An 18,842-nucleotide genomic window follows, 5' to 3' on the forward strand; every position below is an offset into this window, starting at 1 on the left:
AAACTCCCTTAGACATGATAGATGCTTTGGGAGTTTGTTGTTTCAGAAAGGAAGAGTAGCATGCTTTCTAACAAAAAAATCTTACTCTGTGTCTCCGGGGGAATTGCTGTTTATAAAGCAGTAGCTCTGGTCAGCAAACTCTCACAAGCAGGAGCAGAAGTAAAAGTAATCATGACAGATTCTGCGACCAAATTTGTTCAACCACTTAGTTTTCAAGTGATGTCAAAAAATGATGTATTTACAGATACTTTTGATGAAAAAAATTCAAATGTTATCGCCCATATCGATTTAGCCGATTGGGCTGATTTAGTCATTGTTGCCCCTGCAACAGCAAATGTAATTGGTAAATTAGCAAATGGAATCGGAGACGATATGGTGACCACAACACTTCTTGCCACTACTGCAAAAGTGTGGATTGCTCCTGCCATGAATGTACATATGTATGACCATCCCGCTGTTAAACGCAATATTGCAACGTTAGCATCGGATGGATATGAATTTATTGAACCATCGGAAGGGTTTTTGGCATGCGGATATGTTGGGAAAGGCCGACTAGAAGAACCTGAAAAAATTGTTCAATTAGTTGAGCAATATTTTCAGCCAAAGGACTTACCGCTCGAAGGAAAGAAAGTCGTCATCTCTGCAGGTCCAACAAGAGAACGTATTGATCCTGTACGATTTTTAACGAATTTTTCTTCTGGGAAAATGGGGTATGCCCTTGCAGAAGCAGCCGCAAAATTAGGTGCAGAAACGATCCTAGTATCCGGTCCAGTATCTTTAGAGAAACCACGAGGTGTTACGGTAATAGAAGTAGAAAGTGCTGAACAAATGCTACAAGCTGTCCTCAGTCATTTTGAAGATGCGGATATTGTGATTAAAACAGCTGCAGTTGCCGACTACCGTCCTAAAGTTTTACATAAGCAGAAAATGAAAAAACAAGCTGGAGATGCTTCATTAGAATTAGAAAGAACGACTGATATTTTATGGACTTTAGGTCAACATAAGACTCGTCAGTTGCTTATCGGATTTGCTGCAGAAACGAACGATTTAGAAGTTTATGCAAAAGACAAGCTGTCAAGAAAAAATGCGGACTATATTGTCGCGAACGATGTGACACAATCGGACAGTGGATTTGGAACAGATACGAATACTGTTTTATTAATTGGGAAAAACGAGTTTCAAAAACCTTATGCCAACATGCCGAAGAAAGAATTAGCTACAAAATTATTGCTAACCATTTTAGAGAATGAAACGGGAATGAATCATGTTCGCTGAAGTCATCGTGGATGTTTCTGCCTATCCGATTGATCGTCCGTTTGATTACGCAGTTCCGCAAGATTTACAGCCACTAATTGAAAGTGGAAGTCGAGTGAAAGTTCCTTTTGGAAATCGGTCTGTTTTAGGTTTCGTAATGAATGTCAAATTAGATACGGATGTCCCTGAGGATAAACAAAAAGAAATCCATGAATTATTAGATATTGAGCCAGTTTTTTCTGAAGAAATGATTGCTCTTTCGAAATGGATGAAGCGGGAAACTTTGTGTTATGAAATTGATGCATTGCAAGTCATGTTACCTGCTGCTTTAAGAGCCAAATATGAAAAAATCATTCGATATGTTAATCCTTCAATCCCATTGCCAAATGAATTAAATGAACTTTTTCAAGGAAATGAACAAGTTGAAATACCATCTAACACATCCAAAGCTACGCTTGCACTTATTAAAAAATTCATAAAAAATAATGCGCTTGTTTTAGAAACAAAGGTTAAGCAAAACACCACCATTAAAAAGGTTAGAATGGTTCATATTTCGGATGATTTAAGCTTTCTAAATAAAACCTTGGACGAGCTTTCACCCCAAGCAAAAAAACAAAAAGAACTAGTACAGTGGATGACGCAATGTCCTGGAAAGGACTTTCAAGCATCTCAGTTAATAAAAGAAGCGAAAACCACAAATGCCGTTTTGCAAAGTGTTATAGAACGCGGAGTCGCATCTCTAACAACTGAGGAAATTTATCGAGATCCTTACGCAGCTCGCACGATGGAGCACTCAACTAAACTTAATTTAACAACAGAACAGCAATTCGCTTTAAATGAAGTAGTTGCAGCATATGAACAGGGACTTTCTAAAACATTTCTTCTGCATGGAATAACCGGTAGTGGCAAAACAGAAGTGTATTTACAAGCGATTGATCGTGCATTACAAGATGACAAAGAAGCGATTGTTTTAGTACCTGAGATTTCATTGACACCTCAAATGACGAACCGGTTTAAAGAGCGATTTGGTGCACTTGTTGCGGTTTTACACAGTGGATTGTCAGCTGGTGAAAAGTATGATGAGTGGCGAAAAATTAAACGTGGCGAAGTGAAAGTCGTCGTTGGAGCAAGATCTGCTATATTTGCACCCTTTACGAAACTTGGTTTAATTATTTTAGATGAAGAGCATGAAGGTACCTATAAACAAGATGATTCTCCTCGATACCATGCTCGCGACGTTGCGATATGGAGAGGTCAATACCATGGTTGTCCAATTATATTAGGAAGTGCAACTCCTTCATTGGAATCATACGCTCGCGCTAAGAAAGGGAATTACTCTTTATTAACACTTGCAAATCGACCAAAAGAGCAACCCTTACCTGAAGTGGCGATTATTGATATGCGAGAACAATTAAAGAACGGAAATCGATCCATGTTCTCTTTAGAATTAGCAGAGGCGATACGAGTTCGACTGGCTAAAAAAGAGCAGATGGTGCTGTTTTTAAACCGCAGAGGTCATTCGTCATTTGTACTTTGTCGTGATTGCGGAACAGTAATTGAGTGTAGCAATTGCGATATTTCCATGACCTATCACCGGTATCAAGAAATTATAAAATGCCACTATTGTGGTGATGAAAAGCATGTTCCGTCGACATGTCCAGAATGTGAAAGCGAACATATTCGATTCTTTGGAACTGGTACACAAAAAGTTGAAGAAGAAATCGCTAAACTTTTTCCGGAAGCCCGAGTGTTGCGAATGGATGTGGATACGACCAGAAAAAAAGGGTCTCATGAATCCATTCTCCAACAATTTGGAGAAGGCAAAGCTGATATTTTACTCGGCACTCAAATGATTGCCAAAGGTTTGGATTTCCCAAACATTACTTTGGTTGGCGTACTTTCAGCCGATACAACTTTGCATTTAGCAGATTTTCGAGCTGCTGAAAAAACGTTCCAGCTGCTGACCCAAGTTAGTGGTCGTGCTGGCCGACATGATAAAAAGGGTGAAGTTGTCGTGCAGACATATACGCCTGAACATTATGCAATTCTCTTTGCACAAAATCACGATTATGTTTCTTTTTACAATCAAGAAATGCGACTGAGAAAACAATTTGCCTATCCACCATTTACTTATGTCGCGATGATTCAAGTGACACATGAAGATGTCTTAATGACAGCTGAATATGCTCACAAAGCGGCTAATTGGTTAAAGGAGCATCTATCGAATGAAGCTGAAATTATAGGTCCATCAGCAGCAACGATTAGCCGTGTGCAAAATAGATATCGCTATCAATGTTTGGTAAAATACAAAAAAGAACCGAACTTGCCAGAAATCATGCAACAACTAATTAAAATTTACCGAACGGAATGGATTAAAAAAGGAATCACATTATATGTTGACTTAAATCCATCTTCTATTATGTAAGTGACATGAAAAGAGGTTACCGAATTGACTATTCGAGAAATAGTAAAAAGTCCGAATGATATCCTAACGAAAAAGACAAAGAAAATTGTGAAGTTCGATCGGAATCTTGCGAATTTATTAGATGATATGTATGAAACAATGCTTGAAAATGATGGAATTGGAATTGCCGCTCCACAAGTTGGAGAATCGGTACGAGTTGCCATCGTCGATTTAGGTGAAGGTGAGGAGCCGATTGAATTAGTGAATCCAGAAGTATTACAAACAGAAGGTTCAGTAATTGAAATTGAAGGATGTTTAAGTTTTCCTGAACTGTTTGGAGAAGTAGAACGTCCTTTTTATGTGAGAGTGAAAGCACAAGAACGAAATGGTGATTGGTATGAACTAGAAGCAGAAGATTATGAAGCAAGAGCAATCCTACATGAAATCGACCATTTAGATGGGATTTTATTCGACTCGAAAATTTTACGTGTAGTTGACCCGTCTGAATTAGAAGAAGAGGTGGACGAATGACTTCACTAGTCTTTATGGGAACTCCTGCTTTTTCTGTTCCCATTTTAAGAATGCTTTTTGAAGAAGGCTACAATATTCTCGCGGTTGTAACACAACCTGATCGACCTGTTGGGCGAAAAAAAGTATTAACTCCAACACCTGTGAAAGAAGAAGCCCTTCGACTGGGATTGCGAGTGATTCAACCTGAAAAGTTAAAAGGGTCAAAGGAATTAGAAGAAATAATCGCTCTAGAAGCTGACATAATTGTTACAGCAGCTTTTGGTCAACTTCTTCCAGTTGAACTTTTAGAATCTCCACTACATGGGTGCTTAAATGTACATGCTTCTCTATTGCCTGCTTATCGTGGAGGTGCACCTATCCATCAAGCGGTAATCGATGGGCAAACAAAAACAGGTGTCACCATCATGTATATGGCTCAGAAATTAGATGCTGGTGATATCATAACTCAAAAATCTATTCCAATTGAGCACGAAGATACTACCGGTATTCTTTTTGACAAATTGAGTATTGTTGGAAGAGATTTACTTAAAGAATCTTTGCCATTAATTTTAGCTAATAAGCATGAGCGAATCGTTCAAGACGAGAGCCAAGTAACATTCGCTCGGAATATATCTCGTGAGCAAGAACGGATTGATTGGTCTAAGTCTGCTACCGAAATATACAATCAAGTGCGCGGTTTACATCCTTGGCCTGTAGCGTACACAACTTTACTTGATCAAAACGTTAAAATCTGGTGGGGTCAAAAAGGGAATGAAACTTCGACACAACCAGTAGGTTCTGTCGTGGAGGTAACAACAGATCGAATTGTTGTTCAAACAGGTTTTGATGAAACATTTGAAATTATTGAATTACAACCTTCCGGTAAGAAAAGAATGTCAGCAGAAGAATTTTTACGAGGAACAGGTTCGAAATTACAGATTGGGGATCAGTTTCTATGAGCAGTAAATCATATCGCATGTGGAACGGGAATGTCCGAGACGCAGCATTATCAATTTTGATGGCTATCGAAAAAAGCCAAGCATACAGTAATTTGTTACTTCATCAAACAATTGAAAAATATAAAATTGAACAAAAAGACAGTGGGCTTTTAACCGAAATCACATATGGTACTTTGCAACATAAAATGACGCTCGATTATTATCTTGAGCCCTTCGTCAAAGGAAAGCTAGACGACTGGGTAAGACAATTATTGAGATTGTCCTTATATCAAATTCATTATTTAGATCGCATTCCAAATCATGCGGTTGTTCATGAAGCTGTTGAAATTGCAAAAAAGAGAAGTCATAAAGGAACTGCTGGATTAGTTAACGGTATTTTACGTTCAATTTTACGTCAAGGCGTGAGATCTACAGATGAAATTCAAGATCCGATTGAACGACTATCGATTGAATCCAGTCATCCTATTTGGTTAATCAAGCGTTGGGTAGAACAATTTGGATTTGAGCAAGCGCAAACTATGGCTTTTGAAAACAATACGCCTCCCGTTCAAACGATTCGAGTCAATTTAGCAAAAACAACCGTTCAAGAAGTAATGGACATGCTCGAAGATGAGGGGATCATTGCGCACCGTAGCGATATTTTAGACGAATGCTTGCACATTGAAAAAGGGCAAGTAGCAAAAACGAGAGTCTATCAATATGGTTTCATTTCCATTCAAGACGAAAGCTCTATGATTCCTATACATGCTTTACGCGTAGAACCAGGACAAAGAGTATTAGATATGTGTGCTGCGCCAGGTGGAAAGTCCATGCATATCGCTGAAAAGCTAAATGGTGAGGGATCTCTTGTTTCAGTCGATTTACATCCGCATAAAGTTAATTTAGTAGCTGAACAAGCAACACGTCTAGGCGTGAAGAATATTGAGACACGAACAATGGATAGTCGCAAACTAACTGATGAATATGAAGAACAATCATTTGATCGGATCTTAGTTGATGCCCCATGTAGTGGATTAGGTGTTATTCGCAGAAAACCAGATATAAAATATACAAAAAAAGAAGAAGACTTCAAGTCGTTGCAAGCCATTCAACTTCGACTATTAGATGAAGCTTCTAAACTCATAAAACCGGACGGAATTATCGTTTATAGTACTTGTACAATTGATGAAGTTGAAAACATCGGAACAGTTCAAGCATTTTTGGAAGAACATAAAGATTTTATATTAGATGAGCTGACTGAAATGCCAAAACAAATTCATCATTTAGTTTCTGGTGGAATGGTACACATCTTCCCTCAAGACTTCAATAGTGATGGATTCTTCGTCGCAGCTTTTAAAAAGGTGAGTAAATAAGAATATTGGTTAAATCTTCTACCTATCTTAAGAGAGAATGCATTTTAATGGTCGATAAGTGGGGGAGCTTCTACAGAAACGGAGTGACATTTGATGGAATTCACAGCGTTAAGTGATATTGGTCAAAAGCGGTCAGTTAATGAGGATCGAGCAGCTGTTTTCATAAGACCAGACGCTATTCGCCTTGGTGTAATAGCAGATGGCATGGGCGGGCATAATGCAGGTGACATTGCGAGTGAAATGGCGATAATCATGTTGGAAGAAAAATTCATGAACGCGGATGAGTCTCAATTTCATTCAATTCCAGCTGTTCAAGAATGGTTAATTCAATGTGTGAAAGAGATTAACAGAGAAGTCTATAAGCATTCTCTGACTCATGAAGATTGTCAAGGAATGGGAACAACACTCCTAGCTGCATTTTTAAGTAATCAAGTAAATGTTCTTTGTCACATCGGTGATAGTCGAGCTTATTCTTTTTTTGAAGGCCAGCTAACTCAATTAACAAAAGATCATTCTTATGTAAATGTTTTAGTGGAAAATGGGGAAATTACTGAAGAAGAAGCTGAAAATCATCCGAAGAAGAATTTAATTATTAAATCATTAGGTACTGAAAAAGATATTGAACCCGACCTTATTTTATTATCCCATCGTCCTTTAACCACATTATTGCTTTGTTCGGATGGTTTAAGCAATAAAGTCAGTAAATCAAATATGGCGTCTATATTAGACTTAGCAGCATCCGTTGAAGAAAAAGGAAAAAAACTTATACAATTAGCAAATGAAAATGGCGGAGAAGACAATATCTCGCTTGTTTTAATAAATAGCATGAATGAGGAGGTGTAGACATGCTGATTGGAAAAAGAATTAGTGGTCGCTATAAAATCATTGAAATGATTGGCGGAGGCGGCATGTCAAACGTCTACCTTGCTCATGATATGATTTTAGACAGAGATGTGGCTATAAAAGTTTTACGTTACGATTTTTCAAATGAAGAAGACTTACATCGTCGTTTTCAAAGAGAAGCTCTTTCTGCAACGAGTCTAACTCATCCAAACATCGTCAACATTTTTGATGTGGGAGAAGATGGTGATATCCATTATCTAGTAATGGAGTATGTAGAAGGGATGACCCTGAAGCAATATATCGTAGATTCTGCACCTTTGCCTCCGGTAGAGGCAGTTGAAATTATGAAACAACTTACTTCAGCTATAGCTAATGCACATCACAATCAAATTATACATCGAGATATTAAGCCTCAAAATATTTTGATGGATGATCAATTGCATGTGAAAATTACCGATTTTGGTATTGCAATGGCACTAAGCGCTACATCATTTACACAAACGAATTCGGTTCTAGGAACGGTTCATTATTTGTCACCTGAACAAGCAAGAGGTGGGACCGCTACTAAAAAATCTGATATATATGCATTAGGTATTGTATTGTTTGAATTATTAACTGGGAAATTGCCGTTTTCTGGTGAATCTGCTGTTTCTATTGCATTAAAACATTTACAAACAGAAACTCCGTCTGTTAGAGATCTTAGACCGGAGATACCACAGAGTTTAGAAAATGTCGTGATGAAAGCAACAGCGAAAGATCCAATGCACCGTTATCGTTCAGTTGAAGAAATGCAACGCGATTTAGAAACTGTGTTAATACCAGAGCGTAGTGATGAACAGGCATTCTTTATTCCGTTCGATGATGACGCAACAAAGGCAATGCCAGTTATTAAAAACACGCAGTATTCTAATATTGAGCAAACCAAAATAAATGCTCAACCAGTGAAAGAAGAACCAGTTCTCCCTATAACTAAAAAAACGAAGAAGAATAAGTGGCCGTGGATCATAGGCATAATCGGCTTTTTATTAATGCTTGGGTTATTACTCGTATTGGTATTCCCTAGTTTGTTTGGACCTGCAAGAATTGAAATACCAGATGTTTCGAATATGCCTACAGATGAAGCCATTAAAGAATTAAGTGAAGCTGGCTTTATTGCGGGTGAAGAAGTTGAAGAAACGTCAGAAGAAATTCCTGAAGGAAGTGTTATCCGAACGACTCCACAAGCTGGGAAAATTCGAGATGAAGGTTCCACAGTCGATTTATTTATTTCAAGAGGCAAAGAATTAACCGTATTCACAGATTATACAGGTCGAAATATCGATCAAGTGATGGATTTACTGTCAGCTCAAAACTATAAATCAGTAGAAACAACTGAAGAGTTTTCAGATGAACCTAAAGGAACGATCCTTTCGCAAACTCCGGAAGATGGCGCTGAGCTTCTCCCAGAAGAAACGGATGTTGTATTTACGGTTAGTAAAGGAAAAGACTTACGTACTGTCATTGATTTGATGGATTACAATGAGAAGACGTTAAATGATTACGCCAAATCTTCTGGCTTTAATATTCAAATTCTTCGTGAAGATTTCTCTGAAACGGTGCCAGTAGGAGATGTCATATCTCAAGATCCTTCCGCTGGTACTGAGGTAGCTCCAGGGAGCAAAATTTATGTTGTTCTTTCTAAAGGTCCTATAGAAAAACCAATTAAATCCTATTTCCGTAAAGTGGAAATTCCGTATGAACCAAATGAAGATGGTTCTGAACAATTTGTAAGAGTGTATATACAGGATCAGGATCAATCAATGGCCGAACCTGCAGAGGAATTCGTCTTAACAGAAGACCGAACAGTTAATATACAACTTGATATTCAAGAAGGACAGAAAGCTGCTTTCCGAATTGATAAAGATGGAACAGTAATTGCCGAAGAATCTATCGAATATGATGATCTCAACTAAGGAGGAATTGGATGTCGAAAGGCCAAATTCGTAAAGCATTAAGTGGTTTTTATTACGTACAAGATGGTCAGGAGTTTATCCGATGCCGTGGACGTGGAGTGTTTAGAAATCGAGGCGTCAATCCTTTAGTCGGGGATTTTGTCGATTATGAAGTAGAAGGTACGTCAAACGGTACCATAACAGTCGTTCATGAACGGAAAAATGAGCTCGTTAGACCGCCAATTGCCAATATTGACCAAGCTCTTCTTGTGTTTTCATTGACTGAACCTGATTTTAATCCGTTGTTGCTTGATCGATTTTTAGTCGTGGTTGAATCTTTTCAAATCGAACCGATTATTTGTTTAACGAAAACAGATATTGTTTCAGAAGAAGAACGACAAAGAATTCAACCATTTATTGAAGATTATCAAAACATTGGTTATACAGTCATCGAAACATATATTGACGATGAACAGTTAAAAGAGAAACTAATTCCAATTTTAAAAGATAAAGTTAGTGTTTTAGCTGGGCAATCTGGGGTTGGTAAGTCAACGATGCTTAACACAATCTTGCCTGAACTTAACTTGAAGACGGGTATTATTTCTGAAGCACTAGGACGAGGAAAGCATACAACTCGACATGTTGAATTGTTGGATGTTTGCGGTGGACTACTTGCAGATACTCCTGGATTTAGCTCGTTTGATTTTGATGAGATTGATAAAGAACAATTATCCTATTGTTTCCCAGAGTTTCGTAAAGTATCAGATCGTTGTAAATTCAGAGAATGTTTGCATATAAGTGAACCAAAATGTGCAGTGCAAGAAGGCATAAAAAATGGTGAAATTAAAGAATATCGCTATAAGCATTATGTGAAATTCTTAGAAGAAATTACGGACCGAAAGCCGAGGTATTAATATGATTAAAATTGCTCCATCTATTTTAGCGGCGGATTTCTCCAAGTTAGGAGAAGAAGTAAAAGAAGTAGAACGTGCGGGTGCAGAACTTATCCATATTGATGTGATGGATGGCCATTTCGTTCCAAATATCACAATGGGACCAATTGTGGTTGAAGCCTTACGACCACTTACAAAGCTGCCTTTAGATGTTCATTTAATGATTGAAAATGCTGATCAATATATCGAGTCATTCGCTAAAGCAGGGGCGGATTACATTACGGTTCATGTAGAGGCTTGTCCTCATTTACATCGAACGGTTCAACTTATTCGTTCATTCGGTGTGAAACCTGGTGTTGTTTTGAATCCCCACACACCAATTGAATCCATTCAACATGTTTTAGAAGATATTGATATGGTTTTATTCATGACTGTGAATCCGGGCTTCGGAGGTCAAAAATTCATTCATTCTGTTGTGCCTAAAATTAGTCAGTTGTCAAAACTGATTAACGAGCGTCAACTCAAGATTGAAATCGAAATAGATGGTGGAATTAATCAAGAAACAATTGTAGAATGTGCCAAAGCAGGTGCTACGATATTTGTTGCAGGTTCAGCCATCTATTCTCAAAAAGATCGTTCAAAAGCGCTTCAAGACATTAAGCAAGCAGGCGAGAGAGCTATAAATCAATGAGAACCGTGGTAATATGTGGCGGTGGACCTAAAAATGAATTGATGTCATTTCAGTCTTATTCTAACGATGAGGACATCGTATTCATTGGTGCTGATCGAGGAGCCATCACATTATTAGAGCTTGGAATCATACCAAACGAAGCGGTTGGTGATTTTGATTCGCTTAGTTCTGAAGAATTTATATATTTACAACAGTCGATTAAAAGTCTGAACCCGGTTTCTTCAGAAAAAGATGAGACAGATGCTGAATTAGCACTTGCAAAAGCTTTAACTTTTAAACCGACACATATTGTGATTACAGGTGTGACAGGTGGCCGATTAGATCATTTTATGGCTGTCTTAAATAGTGTTTATCGCTTTCAGATAAACTATCCACACATAACTTTTAAAATCGTTAATAAATGGAATGAACTATTTCTATTATCCGCTGGAGACCATGAACTAGTAAAAAACAAGGACTTACCTTACGTTTCTTTCTTTTCGTTCCAAGGAATCATTTCAAATGTTACGTTAACCGGATTTAAATATGATGTAGCTGAAGAAACAATTGAACTCGGAAATGCACGATTCACAAGTAACGAACTATTATACGAAGTAGGGTCTATCTCTTTTACATCTGGCATATGTTTAGTTATAAGAAGCTCAGATGAATAAAAGGGAGTGGAAGTATGCGTGTTTATACGTTTAGATTACCTAAGATGGTGAGCGGTTTTGCAAGAATGTGTTTATCGTGGGTTCAAAAAGATGAAAAACCGAAAAAGAAAAACGAATAAAAGCCAGGCTGACAATTGTCGGCCTGGCATTATTTTTTGGCAATTTTAACTAAAAAGAATAATATTCATTAAGGTCATATGATTTTTCAAGAGCATGTCAGTTTGACGGAAAGCAATATGGGTTGTTCCAAAAGTCGTAGAATGCTACTTTTGAGTCAGAAATGAACCTTTTTAAAAACCGTTTTTGTGTATTTTAAATTATTAACTACCTTCTTATAATGTGGGGAAATTATATTTGAATATTAATATTATCTGATAAGATTTTTTCAGTGTAGCAGAAGGTGGCGACTCCAGCGGGAATAGCGGGTCCAGTTGAAACCCCGGAGTGAGCAAAGCGAATGAGGAGGCTCACGGACCGCCCGTGGAAAGCGTCCAACTGAAGCGGAACTGAAGTATTTTATAGAAATTTAAAGATACAACACGATGACATGTAAGTCTTTCCGCAAGGAAAGTTCTTTAAAAGGAAAAAAGAAAAACAAAAAAAGACATAAGCTTGCACCGATTAAGGAGCGAGATTATGTCTTTTCGTTTGGACGCGAATGATTATACGCGCTCAACTTTACCTGATTTTAATGCTCTTGCAGAAACCCATACACGTTTTGGTTTACCGTCTACAAGGATACGAACTTTTTGTAAGTTAGCTCCCCAAGTACGTTTAGTTGAGTTCATTGCGTGAGAACGAGCATTACCTGCACGAGCTTTACGCCCAGAAATTACACAAACTTTTGGCATATTTTTTCCTCCTCATAAAAAGAAGCTGAAAGATTTTTTTCAGTTCGATATTTCACATACTTTAATAAGTTACCATATTCTAATTAGCTTTGCAAGATGTATTCACACCTCTTTCAAGAATAAAGCCTTTACAGACAAATGTAGACGAATGTAAAGGTTTTCTTTTATAATCAACTTTTGTGTAGTACAATTATGGGTAGTCAAAATGGATTATAAGGAGGCATTCCTATGTCAATTGAATTGAATAACGAATTTGGGCAAATCGATATTTCAAATGATGTGGTGGCTCAGATTGCAGGTGGAGCAGCCATTGAATGTTATGGAATCGTTGGTATGGCGTCAAAACACCAAATAAAAGATGGACTAACAGACATTTTACGAAAAGAAAATTTTGCAAAAGGTGTTGTCGTTCGTCAACAAGGTAATGATCTTCATATCGATATGTACATAGTGATAAGCTACGGAACGAAAGTTTCGGAAGTGGCTTACCAAGTTCAATCGAAAGTTAAATACACATTGAATAAAACATTAGGCTTAGCAGTGAAATCAGTAAATATCTATGTACAAGGTGTTCGTGTAACGAACCCATAAGAGGAGGAAATATAGACATGAAGTCTTTAGACGGTATTCAATTTGCAGAAATGGTGAAGATGGGTGCATTTCATCTATTTCAAAATGCAGATTATGTGGATGCGCTAAATGTATTTCCCGTTCCCGATGGGGATACAGGAACGAACATGAATTTATCTATGTCATCTGGAGCTAAAGAGACAGAAGCTCATGCAGTAGCTCATATTGGTAAAACTTCACAAGCCTTATCAAAAGGATTATTGATGGGTGCGCGTGGAAATTCCGGGGTTATTTTATCTCAATTATTTAGAGGTTTCGGCAAAGATGTCGAGTCTCATGCAACACTTGACGCAAAAACATTTGCACATGCTCTTAAACATGGAGTTGATACTGCTTATAAAGCGGTAATGAAACCAGTTGAAGGAACCATTTTAACAGTTGCTAAAGATGCAGCGAATCGCGCTGTAAAAGTTGCGGAAACAAGTGACGATATTATTTTTGTAATGGATGAAATGTTAAAAGAAGCAAAAGCTTCATTAGAACGTACACCTGATTTACTTCCTGTATTAAAAGAAGTAGGTGTCGTTGATAGTGGCGGTCAAGGTTTAGTTTATGTATATGAAGGTTTTGTTGCATGTTTAAAAGGTGAGCAATTACCTGAAAAAACATCAGCTTATTCGATGGATGATTTAGTCAATGCTGAGCATCATAAAAATGTTCAAGGATTCATGGATACTTCAGACATTGAGTTTGGATACTGCACAGAATTCATGGTGAAATTCATTCCTGAGAAAGTATCGGAAAATCCATTTGATGAAACGAATTTCAGAAATTCGTTAAGCGAACTTGGTGATTCTTTACTCGTTATTTCTGATGATGAAATTGCTAAAGTTCACATTCACTCTGAACAACCTGGAGCTTGTTTAGCTTATGGTCAAAAGTTTGGAGATCTAATCAAAATTAAAATCGAAAATATGCGTCAGCAACACGCTGAAATCGTAGGCGATGATTACAAAAAAGAACAGCCTAAAGCTGCTCCAACTAAAAAACATCCATATGCCGTTGTAACGGTTGCAATGGGTACAGGAATTTCTGAGTTGCTAAAAAGTGTAGGGGCTAGTGCAGTTATTGAAGGTGGTCAAACGATGAACCCTTCTACAGAAGATATTGTGAAAGCAATTGAATCTGTTGGGGCAGAAAAAGTGTTGATTTTACCAAATAACAAAAATATCATAATGGCCGCTGAACAAGCAGCTGAAGTACTTGGTATTGAAGCAGCTGTAGTTCCCACAAAATCTGTACCTCAAGGAATGGCTGCTATTTTAGCCTTTAATCCAGAGGCATCTGTTGAAGATAACAAACGCAATATGACAAATGCATATGCTCATGTGAAAACAGGACAGGTGACGTTTGCTGTACGTGATACTTCAATTGACGGCGTCGAAATTAAAAAAGACGACTTTATGGCAATTTCTGAAAGCAAGATTATTTTGGCAGCGCCATCGTTAGATGAAGTTTCGAAGACACTTTTAAAAGACCTTGTCGACGAAGATTCAGAAATCATCACAATTATTTATGGTGAAGATGTTACCGAAGAAGATGCTAATCAATTAGCTGCTTTTGTAGAAGATGAATTTTCAGATGCAGAAGTTGAAGTCTATAACGGGAAGCAACCATTGTATCCATATATAATTTCAGTTGAATAAATAATTCATTCCAATCAGCGAATCATAATGGTTCGCTGATTCTTTTTTATACAAAAAATATTCTATACAAAATCACTAAATTCAACAAAACAAACATTGCACTTGATTAACTCAAATGGCGTCGGTTATTTCTTTTGTTTTCATTCAGATTTTCATTATTTTCTATTGATTGGAATGGAGGCGGCGACTCCGTGAGGATAAGCAAGAACTTTAGACCCTGGACTGAGCCTGGCGAAGGAAGCGGCTAAAGCCTTGCCCTCCGGAAAGCGTCCGCAGCAATGGAAATCAATATTCTTTATTTGTATAGTCAGAATAGGCGAATCTAATTGATTCGCTGATTTTTTAGGTGCAGATGAAAGCGCATTCATGATAAATAATAAATTTTTGTTAAAGTCAATCTTATGATGTAATATGAAGGAAGATAATCGTATTTTCGAAGTTTACTATGTTCATACAAAGAGTGTTCATAAAACTTTTCCGATTTTAAACTTATTTGGAGGGCTATATATGAAATTTAAATCGGTTTTTGACATCATAGGTCCCGTAATGATTGGACCATCTTCCTCACATACAGCTGGAGCTGCAAGAATTGGGCGAGTGGCACGTGATTTATTTGGCAGACAACCCGCTTGGGCAAAAATATATTTATATGGTTCTTTTGCTGAAACATATAAGGGTCATGGTACAGACATCGCTATTGTTGGAGGATTATTAGATTTTGATACATTTGATGAGCGAATTAAAACTTCTTTTGAATTAGCGAAACAAGTCGGCATGACATATGAATTTATTCCTGAAAGTGCACATACTGAGCACCCAAATACAGCGCGAGTAGTAATTGGTGATCAGGATGGCGAGATGGAAATGATTGGAATTTCTATCGGCGGTGGAAAAATAGAAATTACTGAACTCAACGGATTCCCACTTAGACTTTCTGGTAATCATCCAGCCATTTTAGTTGTACATGACGATAAACCTGGTAGTATCGCTAAAGTAGCCACTTGTTTGGCAGAACAAAATATTAACATCGGTCATATGGAAGTTTCTCGCAAAGAACAAGGGCAAATGGCTTTAATGGTTATTGAAGTGGATGATCCAATAAATCACTCAATTTTAGATCAAATCTCGATGTTACCTTATATTACCCAGGTAACTCAAATCGCAGAGTAAAGGAGACAATTATTATGAAAGTTTTATTTCGTAATGTTAAAGAATTAGTTGAATTAGCAACAAGTGAAAATAAATTAATTTCAGAACTAATGATTGAACAAGAGATGCTTGTGACTCGGAGAACTCGAGAAGAAATCATGGATCAAATGGATCGAAACTTAACGGTAATGGAACAAGCTGTTGAAAAAGGATTAAAAGGTGTCCATTCTACTTCTGGTTTAACAGGTGGGGATGCAGTACTTATTCAAAATTATATGAAGAATAAAAAGCCCTTATCAGGCATGTTGTTACTTGATGCTGTGAGTAAAGCTGTAGCGACAAATGAAGTGAACGCTGCAATGGGTACGATTTGTGCTACACCAACGGCTGGTTCAGCTGGTGTTGTGCCTGGTACATTATTTGCTGTGCAAAATCAGTTAAATCCTACTCGCGAAGAAATGATTCGCTATTTATTTACATCAGGAGCATTTGGCTTTGTTGTTGCAAACAATGCCTCGATTTCTGGTGCAGCGGGCGGATGTCAAGCTGAAGTAGGTTCGGCAGCAGCAATGGCAGCGGCAGCAATCGTTGAAATGTCAGGTGGAACGCCTGCGCAATGTGCAGAAGCTTTTGCCATTACAATGAAAAATATGCTAGGTCTTGTTTGCGATCCTGTTGCTGGTTTAGTAGAAGTTCCATGTGTGAAACGTAATGCAATGGGTGCTTCAAATGCACTAGTAGCTGCAGACATGGCACTTGCTGGTGTAACTAGTCGTATTCCTTGTGACGAAGTGATTGGTGCAATGTTTAAAATTGGTCAACAGATGCCTTCATCACTAAGAGAAACAGCACGTGGTGGTTTAGCAGCGACACCAACTGGTATTGCTTTAGCTGAAAAAATCTTTGGTAAGGCGGCCGTTGAAAGTGAGTGATCAATCGCTACAACCGGTTACCATTTTAAAAGGGATTGGAAACGAAACACAAAATTCATTAGCCGAAATGGGCATTACCACACTTCATGATTTGGTTATGAAGTTTCCTTATCGCCATGAAGATTTTAGATTGAAAAACATTGCGGAAACACCGCATAATGAACGGATTACAGTGGAGGGAAGGGTCGATAGCGAACCTTCCGTTCTTTTTTTAGGGAAGAATAAATCTCGAATGCAAATAAGGCTTCTTGTTGGACCTCACTTAATTAAAGTCGTTTTCTTTAATCAAGCTTATTTAAAGTCGAAAATTTCCATCGGACAAATCATTACGGTTACAGGGAAATGGGATCGAGGTCGACAAGCAATCAGTGTGTCGAACTATTCGCCAGGACCTAAAACAGATCAAGTTGATTTTGAACCAATGTATAGTTTAAAGGGGAATTTAAAGCAAAAGACTTTTCGGAAATTCATGAGACAAGCATTGCATGAAGTCGGTCCTTCTTTGCAAGATTGCTTACCGAATCATATAAGAGAAACTTATAAACTAATGCCGGTGAATGAGGCGTTAGAGGGTGTTCATTTTCCGATTGATGCAGAACATGTTAAGCAAGCTCGAAGAAGGTTTGTCTATGAAGAACTTCTGTTATTCCAATTAAAAATGCAAGCCATAAAAAAAGTGCGAAAAGAACAAAATCGAGGCATTTCAATTACTTACGATGTTCAACAACTCAAATCGATGATTTCTACGTTACCTTATGAATTGACCGGTGCTCAAAAACGAGTAGTGAATGAAATTTGCAAAGATTTAAAAGAACCACATCGAATGAATCGGTTGTTGCAAGGTGATGTAGGTTCAGGGAAAACAGTGGTCGCTGCTATCTCCTTGTATGCTGTAATTACGGCTGGTTATCAAGGTGCTTTAATGGCGCCTACAGAGATTTTAGCGGAACAGCATGCTGCGTCTTTACATGAATGGCTTGCGCCTTTAGGTATTCGAATTGCTTTATTGACCGGTTCAACTAAAGTAAAAGCACGTAGAATTTTGTTGGAACAATTAGTTGCTGGAGAAATTGATTTGTTAATTGGAACGCATGCCTTGATTCAACCAGATGTTGAATTTAAGCATCTGGGATTGGTTATAACAGATGAGCAGCATCGTTTTGGTGTGGAACAAAGGAGAGTCTTAAGAGACAAAGGCATGAGTCCTGATGTGCTATTTATGACAGCTACGCCAATCCCAAGAACACTTGCTATAACTGCTTTTGGAGAAATGGATGTTTCGATTATTGATGAAATGCCAGCTGGTCGTAAAGAGATCGAAACCCATTGGGTCAAAAAAGAGTTGTTTAACCAAGCGATTAAACGAATGGAATCAGAGTTGAAAGCTGGAAAACAAGCATATGTGATCTGCCCGCTTATTGAAGAATCAGAGAAACTAGATGTACAAAATGCGGTAGATGTGTTTGAGCAATTATCTTCTATTTTCCATTCGAAATATCAGGTAGGATTGATGCACGGTCGTTTGCATTCGGATGAGAAGGACGAAGTGATGCGTTCATTTAGTGAAGGACAAGTACAGGTTCTAGTTTCAACAACTGTTGTTGAAGTTGGTGTTAACGTTCCGAATGCAACGTTTATGGTCATTTATGATGCCGAGAGATTTGGGTTAGCACAACTACATCAATTACGAGGACGAGTTGGACGAGGGTCAGATCAATCGTATTGTATTTTACTAGCAGATCCAAAAACAGAAGAAGGCAAAGAACGGATGATTTCGATGACTGAAACGAATGATGGATTCCGTTTGGCAGAAAAGGATTTAGAGTTGCGAGGACCTGGTGACTTTTTTGGTCGAAAACAAAGTGGATTGCCAGAGTTTAAAATGGCAGATCTTGTTCATGACTATCGTGCACTCGAAACAGCGAGGCAAGATGCAGAAAAATTTATGGCATCAGCTGAATTTTGGGTTAGTGATGAAACACAATGCTTGAGAGATTACCTACAACAATCAGGTGCGTTAGATGGAAATAGAATTGACTAAAGAGAATGCGAGATTTTATGATGGGCTGATTAATTACAAGGCTTTTTCATACAATCCTTGCATTCTTTTTATTGTATTTATATACTGATATTAGTACCAAGTA

17 protein-coding genes are annotated in these 18,842 nt (G+C 37.9%); 16 read left to right on the top strand and 1 reads right to left on the bottom strand.

Annotated elements, in window-relative coordinates; genetic code table 11:
- Nucleotides 1-60: 60 nt before the first annotated feature.
- The 11 genes from coaBC (at nt 61) to spoVM (ending at nt 11,609) form a co-directional block, all read left to right on the top strand.
- Nucleotides 61-1,275 (top strand): bifunctional phosphopantothenoylcysteine decarboxylase/phosphopantothenate--cysteine ligase CoaBC, encoded by a 1,215-nt coding sequence (coaBC, locus tag AC3EA5_RS14830; RefSeq protein WP_488609042.1) that lies wholly within the window; start codon nt 61-63, stop codon nt 1,273-1,275.
- Nucleotides 1,265-3,679, top strand: coding sequence for a primosomal protein N' (priA, locus tag AC3EA5_RS14835; protein ID WP_488609043.1), 2,415 nt, complete (start codon nt 1,265-1,267; stop codon nt 3,677-3,679). Before coaBC ends, priA begins: the two co-directional genes overlap by 11 nt.
- Nucleotides 3,680-3,703: 24 nt before the next feature.
- Nucleotides 3,704-4,189, top strand: coding sequence for a peptide deformylase (gene def, locus AC3EA5_RS14840; protein ID WP_488609044.1), 486 nt, complete (start codon nt 3,704-3,706; stop codon nt 4,187-4,189).
- Entirely contained in the window at nt 4,186-5,127 is a 942-nt protein-coding gene (gene fmt, locus AC3EA5_RS14845; RefSeq protein WP_488609045.1) for a methionyl-tRNA formyltransferase, read from the top strand. The genes def and fmt overlap by 4 nt, the downstream gene beginning before the upstream one ends.
- A complete protein-coding gene (gene rsmB / locus AC3EA5_RS14850) occupies nt 5,124-6,479 on the top strand; it encodes a 16S rRNA (cytosine(967)-C(5))-methyltransferase RsmB (protein ID WP_488609046.1) in 1,356 nt (451 codons plus the stop codon). Before fmt ends, rsmB begins: the two co-directional genes overlap by 4 nt.
- Before the next feature lie 93 nt (nt 6,480-6,572).
- Nucleotides 6,573-7,322, top strand: a complete 750-nt coding sequence (locus tag AC3EA5_RS14855; protein WP_394187329.1) for a Stp1/IreP family PP2C-type Ser/Thr phosphatase — start codon at nt 6,573-6,575, stop codon at nt 7,320-7,322.
- Nucleotides 7,323-7,324: 2 nt separating this feature from the next.
- Nucleotides 7,325-9,274, top strand: coding sequence for a Stk1 family PASTA domain-containing Ser/Thr kinase (pknB, locus tag AC3EA5_RS14860; protein WP_488609047.1), 1,950 nt, complete (start codon nt 7,325-7,327; stop codon nt 9,272-9,274).
- An 11-nt stretch (nt 9,275-9,285) separates the two neighbouring features.
- On the top strand, nt 9,286-10,167 hold the full coding sequence (gene rsgA, locus AC3EA5_RS14865) for a ribosome small subunit-dependent GTPase A (protein ID WP_488609048.1): 882 nt from the start codon (nt 9,286-9,288) through the stop codon (nt 10,165-10,167).
- A 1-nt stretch (nt 10,168) separates the two neighbouring features.
- Nucleotides 10,169-10,837, top strand: a complete 669-nt coding sequence (rpe, locus tag AC3EA5_RS14870) for a ribulose-phosphate 3-epimerase (RefSeq protein WP_488609049.1) — start codon at nt 10,169-10,171, stop codon at nt 10,835-10,837.
- Nucleotides 10,834-11,490, top strand: coding sequence for a thiamine diphosphokinase (locus tag AC3EA5_RS14875; RefSeq protein ID WP_488609050.1), 657 nt, complete (start codon nt 10,834-10,836; stop codon nt 11,488-11,490). Before rpe ends, AC3EA5_RS14875 begins: the two co-directional genes overlap by 4 nt.
- A gap of 14 nt (nt 11,491-11,504) precedes the next feature.
- Nucleotides 11,505-11,609, top strand: coding sequence for a stage V sporulation protein SpoVM (spoVM, locus tag AC3EA5_RS14880; RefSeq protein ID WP_394187335.1), 105 nt, complete (start codon nt 11,505-11,507; stop codon nt 11,607-11,609).
- Between the two features lie 543 nt (nt 11,610-12,152).
- Here the strand turns inward: spoVM and rpmB are convergent.
- The gene (rpmB, locus tag AC3EA5_RS14885) at nt 12,153-12,341 is read right to left on the bottom strand and encodes a 50S ribosomal protein L28 (protein ID WP_016427726.1); all 189 of its coding nucleotides are present in this window, start codon (nt 12,339-12,341) and stop codon (nt 12,153-12,155) included.
- 228 nt (nt 12,342-12,569) lie between these two features.
- Here rpmB and AC3EA5_RS14890 point away from each other — a divergent pair, with 228 nt between their 5' ends.
- The 5 genes from AC3EA5_RS14890 (at nt 12,570) to recG (ending at nt 18,739) form a co-directional block, all read left to right on the top strand.
- The gene (locus AC3EA5_RS14890; RefSeq protein ID WP_394187336.1) at nt 12,570-12,932 is read left to right on the top strand and encodes an Asp23/Gls24 family envelope stress response protein; all 363 of its coding nucleotides are present in this window, start codon (nt 12,570-12,572) and stop codon (nt 12,930-12,932) included.
- A gap of 17 nt (nt 12,933-12,949) precedes the next feature.
- On the top strand, nt 12,950-14,617 hold the full coding sequence (locus AC3EA5_RS14895; RefSeq protein ID WP_488609051.1) for a DAK2 domain-containing protein: 1,668 nt from the start codon (nt 12,950-12,952) through the stop codon (nt 14,615-14,617).
- 507 nt (nt 14,618-15,124) lie between these two features.
- Complete coding sequence (sdaAB, locus tag AC3EA5_RS14900; protein ID WP_488609052.1) at nt 15,125-15,787, top strand: L-serine ammonia-lyase, iron-sulfur-dependent subunit beta; 663 nt, start codon at nt 15,125-15,127, stop codon at nt 15,785-15,787.
- A 14-nt stretch (nt 15,788-15,801) separates the two neighbouring features.
- On the top strand, nt 15,802-16,698 hold the full coding sequence (sdaAA, locus tag AC3EA5_RS14905; RefSeq protein WP_488609053.1) for an L-serine ammonia-lyase, iron-sulfur-dependent, subunit alpha: 897 nt from the start codon (nt 15,802-15,804) through the stop codon (nt 16,696-16,698).
- Nucleotides 16,691-18,739 (top strand): ATP-dependent DNA helicase RecG, encoded by a 2,049-nt coding sequence (recG, locus tag AC3EA5_RS14910; protein WP_488609054.1) that lies wholly within the window; start codon nt 16,691-16,693, stop codon nt 18,737-18,739. Before sdaAA ends, recG begins: the two co-directional genes overlap by 8 nt.
- The last annotated feature ends 103 nt before the right edge of the window (nt 18,740-18,842 follow it).

Source organism: Paenisporosarcina sp., assembly GCF_057785155.1.

What these genes read in the sequence shown, in the direction of transcription:
- coaBC (WP_488609042.1), top strand. Translation starts at nt 61, where the DNA reads ATGCTTTCTAACAAAAAAATCTTACTCTGTGTCTCCGGGGGAATTGCT.
- priA (WP_488609043.1), top strand. Translation starts at nt 1,265, where the DNA reads ATGTTCGCTGAAGTCATCGTGGATGTTTCTGCCTATCCGATTGATCGT.
- fmt (WP_488609045.1), top strand. Translation starts at nt 4,186, where the DNA reads ATGACTTCACTAGTCTTTATGGGAACTCCTGCTTTTTCTGTTCCCATT.
- rsmB (WP_488609046.1), top strand. Translation starts at nt 5,124, where the DNA reads ATGAGCAGTAAATCATATCGCATGTGGAACGGGAATGTCCGAGACGCA.
- AC3EA5_RS14855 (WP_394187329.1), top strand. Translation starts at nt 6,573, where the DNA reads ATGGAATTCACAGCGTTAAGTGATATTGGTCAAAAGCGGTCAGTTAAT.
- pknB (WP_488609047.1), top strand. Translation starts at nt 7,325, where the DNA reads ATGCTGATTGGAAAAAGAATTAGTGGTCGCTATAAAATCATTGAAATG.
- rsgA (WP_488609048.1), top strand. Translation starts at nt 9,286, where the DNA reads ATGTCGAAAGGCCAAATTCGTAAAGCATTAAGTGGTTTTTATTACGTA.
- rpe (WP_488609049.1), top strand. Translation starts at nt 10,169, where the DNA reads ATGATTAAAATTGCTCCATCTATTTTAGCGGCGGATTTCTCCAAGTTA.
- AC3EA5_RS14875 (WP_488609050.1), top strand. Translation starts at nt 10,834, where the DNA reads ATGAGAACCGTGGTAATATGTGGCGGTGGACCTAAAAATGAATTGATG.
- spoVM (WP_394187335.1), top strand. Translation starts at nt 11,505, where the DNA reads ATGCGTGTTTATACGTTTAGATTACCTAAGATGGTGAGCGGTTTTGCA.
- rpmB (WP_016427726.1), bottom strand. Translation starts at nt 12,341, where the DNA reads ATGCCAAAAGTTTGTGTAATTTCTGGGCGTAAAGCTCGTGCAGGTAAT.
- AC3EA5_RS14890 (WP_394187336.1), top strand. Translation starts at nt 12,570, where the DNA reads ATGTCAATTGAATTGAATAACGAATTTGGGCAAATCGATATTTCAAAT.
- AC3EA5_RS14895 (WP_488609051.1), top strand. Translation starts at nt 12,950, where the DNA reads ATGAAGTCTTTAGACGGTATTCAATTTGCAGAAATGGTGAAGATGGGT.
- sdaAB (WP_488609052.1), top strand. Translation starts at nt 15,125, where the DNA reads ATGAAATTTAAATCGGTTTTTGACATCATAGGTCCCGTAATGATTGGA.
- sdaAA (WP_488609053.1), top strand. Translation starts at nt 15,802, where the DNA reads ATGAAAGTTTTATTTCGTAATGTTAAAGAATTAGTTGAATTAGCAACA.